The following is a 14,541-nucleotide window of genomic DNA, read 5'->3' as shown; positions in this document are numbered from 1 at the left end:
ATTTATCTTATTTAATATTTATTGTATCAATCTCTCAATTAAAATCCCCAAAGTAGCAAGACTTGAAGCGATCCCAATCCAAGCAGCTGCATTCATACGCTCCCTTTCAGGCTTTCCTGGAACTACAATCTCAGCTCCAGGCAATAATTTGGGATACTTTTTAATTCCTAAAAACCCTTTAGTTTGTGCAGCATCACCATTTGCATACACCACATAGGATTTAGATTTTCGGGCATTCTCTGTAAAACCACCAGCTTTCGAAATATAATACTTCAAATTTCTACCACTCTCAAACCTAGTAGTCGTTGGAAGCAAGACCTCTCCAACCATCCTGACCGTTTGGAGTTGTTTAGGAATTTGTAAAATATCGCCCTCCATCAAAATCAAATCCTCTTCCGAACCTGGGTTTTTCAATATTTTCTCCAGATCTATACCAACCATATCCTCTTGCTGAAAACGTGACTTATTTAGCTCCGGATCTATAGAAAGTGTATCCATTAGAATTGTGGATGGATCAGAACTTAAATTGGAAGAAATACGTGTCCGATTATACTCAATCTCCTTGAGCTTTTGTTGGACTCTTTCAAACAAGATAAGTTCAGCCTCATTCAAATTTCGATTCGTTTCTGGGTTTAACCTCTCAAAAATTTCTTGTAGCGTTTCTTCCCTGATTTCCTCCTCTGTTTTTCCTTTATAATAGACAGTTCGTCGAATTAAATTGGCACCTTGCGGATAAGCAAATTCATTCAACCCCCCAGCTCGCTCAATCACATCAGAAATCCTTTCGTTTGCAGAGGAAATCACAAATTCTCCCGGAAACTTCACTTCTCCTCTTACAGTCATGATTTGTTCTCGCTCAAAACCAGGACTCCTTCTAATAAAAACATGGTCAAATGGCTGAAGAGGTAGCTGCTTCTCCTCTTCTGTGATTTCGAGGTCTGAGCCTATACTTAAAGTGGAAATTTCAGCTATCTGTCTACTACTTGCATCCCGGACACGCCTAGCTACCTCTATGGAGGAATTGCTTGCTGACTCTAAAAGCCCACCAGCTCGAAGTATCAAATCACCAACCGTCATGGAGTTTGCAAATGGGTAGGTGCCTGGGAAACTCACTTCTCCACTGATTTTAACATAGTACTCTTCCTGGATTTCATATCGACTTGGAATGAAAAGTAGGTCTTCATTTTTCAAGGGAATATCTTCTGCACGTCCTTCCAGAATTTCTGACAGTTCAACTGTAATAGCGGCTAAAGTAAGGTCCTCACTCGTTCGATATAAAGTCACCCGATTAGTGAATGCCTCTGGACGGAGTCCTTCAGCTTTTTCGATGAGCCCTTTTATAGTGAGCCCTTCCTCAATAGAAAATTCTCCTGGCCGCATCACTGACCCACTTACTTGTACCCTATTGGAATAGCGATCCAAGGCCTCTCCAATTAAAATTTCGTCACCAACCTGCGGATAAAAGCTTCCAAAATCTGAAGAAGGGACATCTATAATCTTCCGTTGGTTGTCTTCTATTCTCCGAATTGTCACGCGATCCCTATAGGCCAAACTGGAAAATCCACCCGTATAAAGAAATAAATCCTTTAAGCTCTCACCAGACTTCACCTCAAATAAGCCTTCTCGATTGACCGGTCCTATCACCTCAGCGCGGCCCTCTACTGCTGGTACAATGATCACATCATTATCCTGTAGATTAATATTGGCCGACTGATCTCCCTTGGACAGGAATTCATAAATATCTACTTGAGAAATAAGCTTGGACCCTCTGTAAACTTGGATTTTCCGGAAGGCTCCATTTTCATTGGGGCCGCCAGCGGCATAAAGAGCATTAAATACCGTGGCAAAAGATGGCAAGGTGTATGTCCCAGGCTTGGTAAGCTCTCCGACCATGGATACTTTGATAGACCGGATGTTACCTAATCTGATTTGCAAAAAGGTATTAGGGTTAGCACCTTTAAGACCCGAATAAATCCTAGACAGTGCAGCTTTTATTCTTACTGTGGCTGCTTCAATCGTAGCCCCTCCTACTTGCACAGGCCCAACGTTAGGTACAAATACCCTACCTTCCGGGGTCACCTGTACATCAAAGGATTGCTGAGAAGCCCCGTAAACATCAATTAGCAATTGATCCCCACTACCTACTACATAAGATTGTGGTGTAGGAAGATTCAGACTTGGACTAAAATCCAGATTTCGGTTATGGAAAAGCTTATATCCAAATATCTTTTTTTGCTTTGGTGTAAGATCGTAATATGGGTCAGATCTTCTTAGAGAATCAAATACATCCACTTGCTGAAAACCCATTTCTCTTCCAGAACTGAGATTACCAGAATTTGGACTTTGTGCTTGAGTTTGAAGTTGCTGGATTCGCTGCTGAAGTTTAGCAGCTTCTGTAGCTGGCATTCCTCGCTCTCTTGCTAAAGCAACTAGCTGATTTGTCGTAAGACCATTGGATTCTGCCCGCTTAATGAGATTCTCTATCTGAGCATCTGATAGATTGTCTACTTTGACCGATTGAATATCGGATAGACTCTGGGCTTGAATTGAAAATGAAATCAATACAGCCAATAAGGCAAGAGAAAAAGATTTCAGAATTTGACTTCGAAATATTTCAACTGATTTTTTCAAATGATCCTGGATAAAGTTTATCTAATTTGAACTTTTAATCTTTAAATATAACAGCTTGGACACAGCTTCGCCCTTTCAGTCCCATTTCCAGATGAAACCTAAGCGTAATTTATGTCCAAAAGCGTCAATTAAACGCCTACCGTACTGTCAAAAAGGACTAGGCCTTCTTCTTCATATCGATCATTGGAAAGGGTGAATACTACCTTCCGCTCGATTAGTTCTTCTATTCTTGACTTTAGTCCTTTGATGTAATCCTGATTTAATTGATCACCGGTGACTAAGACGTCAATAGTACCTGTATCGATACCTTTAGCAATATCTCCTACCAAAACTACTTGACCCACCTCTCCCATTCGATCTAGAATTTGTTCCAACAGTCTATCCAACCCGAGATATTTTCGGATTATTTCCTGAATATTGATGAAGAATGGATGATGGGTATTCGCCTTATAAGCAATCTTATTTTTGTTGGATTCTTTCAGCAAAATTCCGGCCTGAGTTAGATTATTAAGCTCTTTTCTAATGGCATTAGTAGATTCACCAAATTCATCCGCCAATCCTCGCAAGTGACTTCGGTTTTGGTCATTTACAAAAAACTTCACGAGAAGTCTCAGCCGTGTTTTAGAGGTAATAAGAGACTCAAGCATTAAAAATCAGATATAAAGCGAGTACCAAAGGTACTCATTTCAATAAATTGAAAAACTAATTTGTCGGAAAATTAAGCCAAAAAATTCCAGATTTAATCCTAAAGATTGCCCCTATAAATATTCTTTGGCTTTTTCCGCAGCATTTTCCAAAACAGGTGGCCACTTAAGCCACTGAATGCACCCAGTACAAATCCAATCACAGCCGTGATTAATAAAATCGCCATCGCAGAATTTACTCCAAATAGCTCTCCCATTTTCTCAGGCAAATCACTTCCTGTGGAAAATTTCAAAAACAAAGCCAAAGAAGTCCAAGCCAACGCCATCCCAAAACCACCACCAAAGAAAGCTGCAAAGCTTCCTGGGTGCATCAATGCCCCTAGCAATGCCAATGCAATCATTGCTCCGATATAGGATGTGGCGCCATTCACAAGAAGAACAACAACCAAGGAAAGAATCAAGAATGCTATAAATTTCATTGTTTTGGAGTCAGGTTGGTTTCAAATAAGATGTTTTCAGTTTGATTAGATTCTCTTAAATCAAAGTTGAGATACTCCCCATTAGCCCATTTAGATATAAAATTATCGTAATATTTTGATCCGGGATTTCCCGATTGACCTCCTGGATAAATACCAAAGGCTTTTATTGGTTCGCCCAACTCCACGACCATTCGCCAACTTGCCCCTGCTCTGCTACTAGTTGCATTCAAAATACCCGAACCGCCACCGGTGTAGACATTCTTCACCGAGAAAGATTCAAATTGAGGTACCAAGTGCTGAATACTAGTCCTTTTATAATTTGCCCAGGCATAATCCCCTTCCTCATTTTCCCACTCTTTCATATCGGCCACCATTTCTTCAAAGGCTTTGTTGACATGAGTCTTGGCTGTTTCAACTTCATCGGTCATTTTATTGTCAAAAAACTCACTCTCCGGATTCTCCTGCATCAATTTGACAGTTTGGTAGTAATTTGGTCGTACTACCGGCACATTCCATTCTTCCCATTCCTTCCAAAGTTGATTGTAGGTCTTTCCCCACCAATTGTAGAAAAGCGTGGGTGCCTTCTGATTAGGGTCAGCATAAAAATCCCATTCTTTCAACTCTTGCAGATATTTGGAGGCTTTTTCATCTTGGAAATCTTGAGTTTCCAAAAGTTCGATCATTACAGGCAACGCCTCAGCAGCATGAAGGTAATAATCATCAAATTGAAGAGCCTTCATTTCCTCCACTGTGATGGAGTTTAACCTTCTCAACTCTCCGTTCAACCTTCTATTTCTGTAATGCTCGTAGCTATTGTCAAAGACATAATAAGGATAAGAAGGATCAACGGGATGTTGATTGGCCGAAGAAACAAAACCTCGCTCTGGATTGAGGGTACTAGGGTTGTGCTCATTGGGAATATATGCCTGCCATTCCATCTGCGGATCTGCTCCATCCATGAAGAATTTACCTTGACCCTCCCACTTGACAGGGAATTTACCTTGAATCCTCATGGCTATGTCCCCTTCCTTTGATGCAAAAACAAAGTTCTGTGCTGGAGCGGTGTAATGATCTAAGGCATCCATGTAATCTTGGTGGTTTTTGGCCTTATTCATCTTCAAAAATGTAAGCTGCTCATTCGAACCCATGTGCACAGTCCATTTAAGCGAAAAGTTGACATCCTGACGGTCCGACCGGAAACTTCTATCATAAACTACCGGACCATAATGAGTGTAGACCACGGTATCCATAAAGGTTTCCTCACCTTTTATCTTTATCTCTTCAATGCGGAAGGAACTCTCTCTCCATTCATCACCATATCGATATCTACTTCTGCTATCATCTTCAAAAGTGATTTTGTACCAATCCCTGGCATCCTTGGTTGCGTTTGTCACTCCCCAAGCGATATTTTGATTAAATCCGGAAATCACCCCTAAAGCTCCTGGGAGTGTAGCTCCTTTGACAGAAAACTCCGGCGTGGTAAGCTGCATACTGTACCAAAGGGAAGGAAGATTCAGACTCAAATGTGGATCATTGGCTAGAATTGGGTTTCCGCTTTGAGTCTTGGAGCCGGAAACGGCCCAATTGTTTGAGCCAACGCCATCCTCTGGCTGTGGCAATGGATCGATGGTCAATGCGTCATTTGGATAATTCAATGAATCAGGCACCTCAATAGAGACAGGTGTGAAACCCCAAACCCGATCGGCTTCAATCACAGGATCATTCTCTTCAGGAAACTCTGGGAAAAGAACATCTAATTTCTCCTGCCCGATAATCTTTCGAAGATTGGAGTATTGTAAATCTCTGTCACCCATCAGCATATCTGACATATACTTTAGAAGCAAGAGAGATTTGTATGCGGACCATTTTTCAGGTCGATAATTTAGAATCTTGTATTCAACTGGTAGTCTTGCATCATCCAAACTTTCGACATACTGATTCACACCATCCGCGAAGGCATCAATCAAGGGCATCATTTCTGGATGATTTTCTTTGACAAATTCATAGCCTAGCTCTGCTCCGTAGGCGAGTCCTTTTCGGCGTGTCATTCGGTCCAATTCCAAAGCTACCGGCCCTACAATTTCAGAAATACGACCTGCTGCAGCCATCGTCTGAAATTCCATTTGCCAAAGTCTATGCTTTGCTGTCACATAGCCTTGAGCCCGATAAAGATCTTCATCATTGTCAGCAAAGATGTGAGGAATCAAATTCTCGTCATAAATCACCTTTACCGTAGAATTTAGCCCTGCTAGTTCTAGATTTTCAGCAGCAAGATCATCTTCGCTGTACATGTTTTGCCAAAAACCAACATTCGGATCAAGAAGCGGCGCAAGTGGTGGCGCTGGTCCTAAGGGCTTTGAAGCGAAATATCCAAGGGAAAGGGTGATTAGCAATACGAGTATAAACCAGAAATACTTCATGAAATTCGGGTGTTTTAAAGATTGCCAATATAGCAAAATCAAAAATAGCTTCGACAGCTACATATAAAAAAGCAAAACCCTGGCTTTGGATAAAATCAGGGTTTTATTTGCTTTAAATCAATTCCTATTGAATACTGATTGGAAGTTTCAGCTTTTCCCAACGAATGACCAAGCCTGGCTCCTCGATATCAATTGCAAGGCGCTCTTGAGAGCTTTCTTCCCAAGATGGAGTTACCTCTACCCGCAATACATCTTGCTTTTCATCATACTGGAAGTGCCCATGCTCCAAATCCCATTCACTATTAAAAATAACAGTCCAGGTTCCTGATTCTTTGGGGATGGTGAAAAGAGAATACTTACCTGCTTTGAGGCTTTGGCCTTCAACTGTCATATCCTCAGAAAGATCTACAAAAGTCGCCTCATTGGCACCGGTACGCCAAACTACATTATAAGGAACCAAGTCACCCCAAACGGTTCTTCCTTTTACCGCAGGAGATCCATACTGCACCTTGAATGCCTTTCCGGCTATTTGCCCTTCTTTGACCTCAAGTGGACTTGGTCGAGATTCGGCTTCAGAGGATTCAGATACTTCCATTGAATCCATCTCCTCGGAACTTTCCTCTTTCGAGCCTCCACAGGCTACCATGACCATCGTAATCAACATTGCAAAAGGAAAAACGTATCGTTTCTTCATCATATTATTTGGTTGGAGTTTTCGTTAAAACAAAGCTACAAAATCCTTGCCTGATCTTTTATGAAAGGTTTTGCAGCAAATAAGTAAAATCATTTTGTTTTTGCATCACATTTGCTGCTATACGATTTCGCCAAGCCCAAAGTTGGGTGGCGCGCTAATAAAAATCAAAAATTGATTCCTACTTTTACACACCTTATGAGATATTTTGCTTGGCTGCTTTTTTTCGTTTCCCTGCTGATATTCGGCAGTGTGTATGTCAGACCAGTTGATTTCCAGTATGTTGGCCTCATTCCATTTTTTATTCCTCTCATTTGGCTAGCCAATCTTTTTTTGTTCTTGATTTTAGCATTGAGTTGGAAAAAGTCTGCTTTAATTCCGCTTTTTGCCTTAGCAATAGGGTATCGCTTCGCTGAAATCACCGTACAATGGAACCTAACAGACGATAGTGAGCAAGGACTAAGTGTGCTGAGTTATAATGTCCACCTCTTTGACTACAAGAGAAGATTGGGCGGTGAATTTGATCCAAATATTTTTTCTTGGATTCAGGAGCACCCGGCTCAGATCAAGGTTTTTCAGGAGTTTTATCAGGACTACACCTCTCCTTCTCGCAATGCCGTTAATTTACTTGGAAAAGAGAATGACAAGGAAATTTACTACGAAATCATCGAAGGAAGACCTGACAGGAGATCCTATGGTCTCGCGATCAGCTCTGCCTTACCCATAGTCAACCAAGGGAAGGTTTTTGATAATAAAAAAACCAATGGGGCGATTTTCGCAGATGTCCTCTACCAAAAAGACACGATCCGAATCTACAACTGCCATCTAGAGTCTATGAAAATCAACTCTGAAAATCTAGATGATCTCGAGGGAGTTCGCGCGAATTATCGACAAACTCTCAAAAAGCTTCATCAAGGCAGTCTTTACCGGAGTCAGCAACTTGACGTTTTGGAGCAACACATCATTAACTCGCCCCACCCGATCATTTTGATGGGAGACTTAAATGAAATTCCCTATTCCAACAGCTATTTTCGATTGAGTCGAAATTTGACCAATGCCTTTGAGGACGCCGGAAAAGGATTTGGATTCACTTACAATCGGGTACTGTTTTTCCTCCGCATCGATCATATTTTCTCCTCTCCAAATCTGAAAGCGACCCAATTTGACACTCATCGAGAAGTAGATTATTCGGATCATTATCCTGTTTCAGCGACTTTTCAATTGATAGATTAAGTCTTAGAATTTTGCTTTCCTTCCCAAACGCGCTTCATGGGAATGAGAAGGAGCGGAAGTAGCATCAAATCAGCCAAAACCGCAAAAATCAAGGCACAACTAATGAGTACTCCGGAGTAAAAAGTCACTCCAAAATCACTCATTACGAACAAGACAAATCCCGATACCAAGACTATGGTAGTCAGCAGAATAGCTTTTCCCGTCTCTAAAAACGTCCGCTTCATTGCGTAAAAGAAACTTCTACCGGAGCCTAGTTCAAGTCTAAATCTTGTCATAAAATGAATGCTGTCATCTACAGCAATCCCAAATGCCACCGTGAATAAAATAGCGGTAGTCAGTTTGAATTCTATACCCAAAAAGTACATCACTGCGAGCATTAAAAGAAGTGGAATCACATTTGGGATTAAAAGCAAAAATGAAATCCGCCAAGAGCGGAATAATATCCCTGCAATAAGCCCTACCAACAAAAATGCTACCCCTAGGCCTCTCGCCATCTGCCAAGTAACCGACTCATGACCTTGATCAATCAAATAAGCAGTGCCTGTCCATCTTGTTTTCAAAAGTGATGAGTCCAGTTCAGATTGGATAAACCGATCTAGCTCAGATCTCAAGTTTCGCATCTTAAAACTTCCGAAGTCTGGCAATCTTCCACTGATTCGAGAAATTTTCCCAGTCGAATCGATGAGTCCTTCTTCCAATCCGCCGCTGCCTTGCCTCAAAATCCGCTGCATACGGATAAATTGACCACGACTTGGAAATCGAAACGCATCCACATCACCCTGATTTTGAGCCTGATTAAGGGTTTTAGTAAGTGTGATGGGAGATATGAATTTATTTTCTCCAAAAACCTCATTCAATTCCTCTTCCAGCTTTTGGACCTGCTGAAGAACATCATAATCCCAAAATGTATTTGCCTCCTCCCCTAGCTCCAAGGAAAGCTCGAAAGGATTTGATCCCCCAAACTCACTGTCAAAATATCCAAAGTCCTCTCGAATGGGATGGTCAAAGGGTAAGTTATCGAGCAAGTATCCATTAATTGGAATTCTCAATCCTAAAAAAACTGCAATGATACTCATCGCCAGAAAGCCAAAACCGATGACTTTTCTTCGCTTTAAAATCAGGGAAAAGAGGGTTTGCAAACTGACAGCTCGTTTGGCTTTCAAAGGCTTGGCTTTTAAGCTTTTGCTAACCAAATAAAGAAGACCTGGGCTAATTCCTATCACAGCCAAAAAGATCATGAAAATCCCTATTGCAGTGGTCAATCCAAAATCCTGAAGAGCCGGAATGGAAGTAAACCAAAGGGAAAAAAATCCCAAGGCCGTGGTCATCATGGTCAACAAAACCGGGATAAAAAGCTGCTTATAGGAATGTCTAATCGCTTCCTTTTGATCTGTATCGGCTTGAAGCTTTTTGACCAAATGAACAAAAAAGTGAATCAACGCACTGAGCCCAACTATCAGGAAAATGGTTGGTTGCATGACAGACATTAAGGCTAAGGGCTTTCCCATCCAAAGAATCACACCAAAAGCCCACAAAACCCCAATCAACAGAACCACAAAAGGAATCACCACTCCCCACCAGGATCGAAATAACAGGGTCAGGATCAAGAGCATAACCACCAAACTAATGGCAAAGAAAAATCCGAACTCGGATTGCATCAATTTCACGAAATCTCCCTGAGTTTGAATTTTACCGGCAACGGCTCTCAGTTTTAAATCTGACTCCTCGATTTTCTCACGAATAGCCTGGTAAAGCACATCCCCAGCCTCCTTACTCATCCCCGTTTTATTTTTCACGAGCAAAAGCAAGCCATTGCCATCCTCAGAAACCAAACTTCCAGCAAGCTGACTTTTAGGTAAGGTTAAGTTTACCCGACTTTCATCCCAAGTGACTACCTGTCTAAACTGAACTCCAAAAGCTCCAATTCGAGGCTCTCTTAAGTCTAAAACTGAAATGGTGGTATCCACTCCTTCCAAGACCTTAATTTGAGATTGTAGACTTTCGAAATTCGATAGAAATTCAGGCTGCCAGAGTTCTTGGCCATCATTTTCAAAAGCAAGAAGAAGGTAATCATTATCCCCTCCGAAAATATCTGCATAACTCTTATAAAAACTCAGCGCTTCATTATTCTGCGGAAAAAACTGTTCAAAATCATAATCAAACTTTGGAACGGGTCGCCAAATCAACAGAATGAGGGTAAAAAGTCCTGAAAGCGTGAGAAATATGTTTGATTGTTTTTTTGAAAACATTCTGAAAGGCTGGTCCAAATCTCTGACAAGTATAAGCAGAAAGCTTCACCTTTGTTTGTAGAGATTCAGATTTTCCGAGGAAGCTATTATCTTGTATCGATATTTAAAACTTGAAGCAAAAACCATGAAGCAGTATCACGATTTGATGCAAAAGATTTTGGATGAAGGGACTAAGAAAACGGACCGGACAGGTACGGGAACCTTGAGTATTTTTGGTCATCAGATGCGATTTGACCTATCTGAAGGTTTTCCTGTGGTTACTACAAAAAAACTGCACCTTCGTTCCATCATCATCGAGCTTCTTTGGTTTTTGAGAGGCAGTACAAATATCGATTGGCTGAAAGAAAACGGAGTATCCATCTGGGACGAATGGGCGGATGAAAATGGAGACCTCGGCCCTGTCTATGGGTATCAGTGGCGTCACTGGCCTGATGGCAAAGGCGGTGAAATCGATCAAATCAAGAAACTCGTAGAGCAAATCAAGAATAAGCCGGATAGCCGTAGGCATATCGTCAGTGCTTGGAATGTAGCCGATGTGGACAATATGGCTCTTCCGCCTTGTCATACCCTTTTCCAGTTTTATGTGGCGGACGGAAAGCTTTCCTGCCAACTTTATCAAAGAAGTGCAGATGTGTTTTTGGGAGTACCTTTCAATATTGCTTCTTATGCGCTTTTCACCATGATGCTGGCCCAAGTTTGTGATCTCGAGCCAGGAGACTTCGTTCACACTTTTGGAGATGCCCATCTTTATTTGAATCATCTTGAGCAAGCCAAACTTCAACTAAGCCGAGACCACAGGCCTCTTCCTACGATGAAAATAAACCCTGAGGTGAAAGACCTTTTCAGTTTCAAATACGAAGACTTTGAATTGGTAAACTATGATCCGCACCCACATATCAAAGCTCCTGTGGCAGTCTAATTAAGAATCTTGTGCCATGCTAAATCTACAAAGAGAGACACTAATCGATAGCTATATCAGTTCCTATAATCAAAAGGATGTGAAGGGAATGCTAAAACCCCTTCATAATGAAGTAATCTTCGAAAACTATACGAATGGGGAGATAACTCACAGTACCCAAGGAATTGATGAATTTGAAAAGCAAGCTATTCAAGCCTTGGATTTTTTTGAAACCCGGGAACAGTCACCGGAAAAATATATTCACCAAGCACGTTACACTGAGGTCCACTTGAAGTATCATGCCATTCTGGGGAAAGATTTTCCAGATGGAAGTTTGAAAAAAGGTGATGAAATCAACCTGAAAGGCAAATCAGTTTTCACCTTCAAAGATGGCTTGATTTCAAAAATTCAAGATTACTCTTAAAAGAAAAAAGGCTGTCAAATTCGATGACAGCCTTCTTTTTTGGGATTATCTTAGTCTTCTAATTCATATTTGAGCGTCCTTCCTTTTTCTACAGCGGGTAATCCCTCTGTCATCCAAAGCGGAGCCGGTGCACCTTTCAGATAATGGTCAAAGAACTGACTTAGTCGAATAGATAGATCCTTTCGATTTTTACGCTGACGAAGGTTATGATCCTCTCCATTGTACTGTAAAAGCCATGCAGGCTGATTCAGCCTTTTCAAAGCCATAAACATTTCAATCCCCTGGTACCAGGGCACTGCTCCATCTTCATCATTGTGCATGATCAATACCGGTGTCTGTACTCTATCCATGAAGAATAGTGGAGAGTTTTCGATATAGTAAATCGGCTTTTCCCAAAGCGTACCACCAATTCTTGACTGGGTCTGCTCATATTGGAACATTCGGCTCATCCCTGTTCCCCAACGAATTCCGCCGTAGGCAGAGGTCATATTTACCACGGGAGCACCTGCTCCTGCTGCTTTGAACATATTCGTTTGGGTAATCAAATAAGCAACTTGATAGCCTCCCCAACTCTGACCTTGAATGGCCATATTATCCGCATCCACAAATCCTTTTGCTACAATAGATTGTACACCTGGAATGATACAGTTGTAGGCACTAGGTCCTGGAAGTCCGAGATCATATTTGATATCTGGCACAAATACCACATAATCATTACTTACGAAATAGGGAATATTGATCGTCGAAGCAGAAGGTGCAGGAGAACGATAATTATGCAACCCGTCACTGTTTCGCTCATAAAAATACACCATCATTGGATACTTCTTGTTCGGGTCAAAATACTCTGGCTTGTAGAGCAATCCTTGCAGTGGGGTACCATCATTGGCCAAATAACTTACTAATTCAACACTACCCCACTTAACTTGACTTTGCTGAGGATTCAGGTTCGACACCTTTTTCATATCCTTCAATTTCAAATCTGTGATATACAGATCGGGACTTTCCTGATAGGTGCTTCTCTGAATTACCAAATGATCGCTCTCTTTCGCTTTATTCAATCCATAGTATCTGTGAGGAGTCATCAAAACTTCTGAAAGCATTTGCCCAGAATAATCTCCCTTGTACATTCCGGATTCCTTGGTAAGCTCGTTGAATGCCGTCAGAAACAATTCAGATTTCGGATCAATAAATCGTTCTTCACGATCCATAGATTGGCGTCTAAATGTGATCTTATTCTTTCTTCCCTCGCCTTTTGTGATATTCAGAGCTGCACCGGGATTACGCGGATCAATCTTCCAGACATCATAGCGGTCGTTGATCAAAATAGCTGCATCTCCGGCCATCCATCCTCCGGTACCATATGAACCTGGTAAGGATGGAGAATCATGGAGTTCTTCATAAAATGGCACATCCAATGCCTCCGTCAGATTGATTCGCTTTTTATTTGCAACGTCAAAAGCTACCCAAGAACTATCCCGAGAGCCATACCAAGTGATGAATTTTCCTTCCGGAGAAAGACTTGGATAGCCTGGCACATCTTTCTCGATCAATGTCCGTTCACCCGTCTTGAAATCCACCAAATAAATATCTCTACCGATCTGAATATTCCAGCTGTATTCTCTACGATACGGACTATCTGTCCAGGCGATTGCTGTAGTATTTTCTACTTTGCTTGGCAAAATCAGATTTTGAATCTCGCGGTCTTCTAGCTGATGGATCTGCTTTGAAGAAATATCCATCACCGCTTTGTATGCTCTTTTTTCCTCTCTTGACTTATTTCTCAATTGCATGGGTTGTATTTCGGCATCCTGCCAGCCCCAGATATCCAAGCTTACTCGGTCTTCATCCAGAATGGTGGTGTCGCTTTCGTATGCATAGTCCATGTAATCATTGGTTACTCCGAAGAAGAGTAACTTTTCATCCTCTGAAAACACAATCGATTCATCCTGACTGATTCTAGCATCAGATAAAATTCCTTGAGAATTTTCATCCGCTATTTTTTCGAGGTTTTGAGAAGCTGTTTGATAAAGCATCAAGGAGTAATAAGGCTTTTCGGCTTTGGTAGAATCGTCTGTGATCACAAATGCCAAAAACTTAGATGCTGGAGAAAACTTCATTCTAGAGTACTCGGTGAAGCCTTCATGAATGCTGGTTTCCTCTCCAGTCTGAAGGTTGAGCAGGTGAATGGATGCATTATCTAAGGTATCTTCTTTTGCCAAGACAAATTGAAGAAAGTCTCCATTTGGCGAAAAACCGTAGCTCTTCACACGATCAAACTCATACTTTTTGGAGCCGTCTAAAGACCGGACCATAAGCTTCGTCCCATCTGTTTTCTTCGGCTTCTCAGCTTTTGCCGTAGAGTCTGCAGGGTCCTTTTTCGCTGGTTTTTCCTTTTCAAAATGAATGGCAATCCAACTTCCGGACTTTTCAGGAATGGAAAAGGATTTGACTTCAGCTAGCTTTTCGATGGAGCCTTTTGCCAAATCATAGATGAACAAGCTATCCTTAGGCATTTCATCCTTTTTGGTCTTTTTAAGCTTCAAAACACGAACCGAGTCATACTGTGGTTCTATTTTACCCACGGCAAAAGCATCGTCCGGAGAGAAATTCCAGCCTGAGGCCCGGGGGATAATCATTTTTTTGGAGGGATCCCGATAGGGCATCAACTCCAGTCTTGCATCCCCTTCTTGAGGTGAGATCATATATCCTACCCACTTCCCATCTTTGGTGATGCGGTCAGAAGATAGGCTCTCCCATCCGTCATAGTCCGCATGAGTCAGAGAGCGTTTTTGCTGAGCGTGCCCTTCTAGACTCAGAAAAAGCAGCAAGAAAACCCCTGCCGCAATTATTCTACTTTTAATCATCATATATT

The 14,541-nt window shown here is 41.6% G+C and carries 10 protein-coding genes; 3 read left to right on the top strand and 7 right to left on the bottom strand.

Going from position 1 to position 14,541, the window contains the following annotated elements; genetic code table 11:
* Positions 1-18: 18 nt before the first annotated feature.
* The 5 genes from CDH51_RS15965 to CDH51_RS15945 form a co-directional block, all read right to left on the bottom strand.
* A complete protein-coding gene (locus CDH51_RS15965) occupies positions 19-2,631 on the bottom strand; it encodes a polysaccharide biosynthesis/export family protein (protein WP_232724839.1) in 2,613 nt (870 codons plus the stop codon).
* A gap of 128 nt (positions 2,632-2,759) precedes the next feature.
* Entirely contained in the window at positions 2,760-3,278 is a 519-nt protein-coding gene (locus CDH51_RS15960) for a hypothetical protein (RefSeq protein WP_026944730.1), read from the bottom strand.
* A 98-nt stretch (positions 3,279-3,376) separates the two neighbouring features.
* Positions 3,377-3,754: a hypothetical protein gene (locus CDH51_RS15955; protein WP_100629552.1), complete on the bottom strand. Its 378-nt coding sequence runs from the start codon at positions 3,752-3,754 to the stop codon at positions 3,377-3,379.
* Entirely contained in the window at positions 3,751-6,174 is a 2,424-nt protein-coding gene (locus CDH51_RS15950; protein WP_100629551.1) for a penicillin acylase family protein, read from the bottom strand. The genes CDH51_RS15955 and CDH51_RS15950 overlap by 4 nt, the downstream gene beginning before the upstream one ends.
* Before the next feature lie 124 nt (positions 6,175-6,298).
* Positions 6,299-6,868, bottom strand: a complete 570-nt coding sequence (locus tag CDH51_RS15945) for a DUF2911 domain-containing protein (protein WP_100629856.1) — start codon at positions 6,866-6,868, stop codon at positions 6,299-6,301.
* Positions 6,869-7,063: 195 nt separating this feature from the next.
* On the opposite strand from CDH51_RS15945, the gene CDH51_RS15940 reads away from it, so the two are divergent.
* Entirely contained in the window at positions 7,064-8,098 is a 1,035-nt protein-coding gene (locus CDH51_RS15940) for an endonuclease/exonuclease/phosphatase family protein (RefSeq protein WP_100629550.1), read from the top strand.
* Here CDH51_RS15940 and CDH51_RS15935 read toward each other — a convergent pair.
* Entirely contained in the window at positions 8,095-10,347 is a 2,253-nt protein-coding gene (locus CDH51_RS15935) for an efflux RND transporter permease subunit (RefSeq protein ID WP_100629549.1), read from the bottom strand. The two genes, CDH51_RS15940 and CDH51_RS15935, sit on opposite strands and share 4 nt — an antisense overlap.
* Before the next feature lie 124 nt (positions 10,348-10,471).
* Between CDH51_RS15935 and CDH51_RS15930 the strand changes: the two genes are divergently transcribed.
* Positions 10,472-11,266 (top strand): thymidylate synthase, encoded by a 795-nt coding sequence (locus tag CDH51_RS15930; protein ID WP_024283194.1) that lies wholly within the window; start codon positions 10,472-10,474, stop codon positions 11,264-11,266.
* A 16-nt stretch (positions 11,267-11,282) separates the two neighbouring features.
* Entirely contained in the window at positions 11,283-11,669 is a 387-nt protein-coding gene (locus CDH51_RS15925) for a nuclear transport factor 2 family protein (RefSeq protein WP_100629548.1), read from the top strand.
* Between the two features lie 50 nt (positions 11,670-11,719).
* Here the strand turns inward: CDH51_RS15925 and CDH51_RS15920 are convergent, their stop codons facing one another.
* Positions 11,720-14,536 (bottom strand): alpha/beta hydrolase family protein, encoded by a 2,817-nt coding sequence (locus tag CDH51_RS15920; protein WP_100629547.1) that lies wholly within the window; start codon positions 14,534-14,536, stop codon positions 11,720-11,722.
* Positions 14,537-14,541 lie beyond the last annotated feature (5 nt).

The organism is Algoriphagus formosus (assembly GCF_002807035.1).
Classification (GTDB): Bacteria; Bacteroidota; Bacteroidia; order Cytophagales; family Cyclobacteriaceae; genus Algoriphagus; species Algoriphagus formosus.
This window is presented reverse-complemented; position numbering and strand designations above follow the sequence as displayed.

Excerpts from the sequence above, each read along its gene's own strand:
- CDH51_RS15940 (WP_100629550.1), top strand. The coding sequence starts at position 7,064 with ATGAGATATTTTGCTTGGCTGCTTTTTTTCGTTTCCCTGCTGATATTC.
- CDH51_RS15945 (WP_100629856.1), bottom strand. The coding sequence starts at position 6,868 with ATGAAGAAACGATACGTTTTTCCTTTTGCAATGTTGATTACGATGGTC.
- CDH51_RS15950 (WP_100629551.1), bottom strand. The coding sequence starts at position 6,174 with ATGAAGTATTTCTGGTTTATACTCGTATTGCTAATCACCCTTTCCCTT.
- CDH51_RS15955 (WP_100629552.1), bottom strand. The coding sequence starts at position 3,754 with ATGAAATTTATAGCATTCTTGATTCTTTCCTTGGTTGTTGTTCTTCTT.
- CDH51_RS15925 (WP_100629548.1), top strand. The coding sequence starts at position 11,283 with ATGCTAAATCTACAAAGAGAGACACTAATCGATAGCTATATCAGTTCC.
- CDH51_RS15960 (WP_026944730.1), bottom strand. The coding sequence starts at position 3,278 with ATGCTTGAGTCTCTTATTACCTCTAAAACACGGCTGAGACTTCTCGTG.
- CDH51_RS15920 (WP_100629547.1), bottom strand. The coding sequence starts at position 14,536 with ATGATGATTAAAAGTAGAATAATTGCGGCAGGGGTTTTCTTGCTGCTT.
- CDH51_RS15935 (WP_100629549.1), bottom strand. The coding sequence starts at position 10,347 with ATGTTTTCAAAAAAACAATCAAACATATTTCTCACGCTTTCAGGACTT.
- CDH51_RS15930 (WP_024283194.1), top strand. The coding sequence starts at position 10,472 with ATGAAGCAGTATCACGATTTGATGCAAAAGATTTTGGATGAAGGGACT.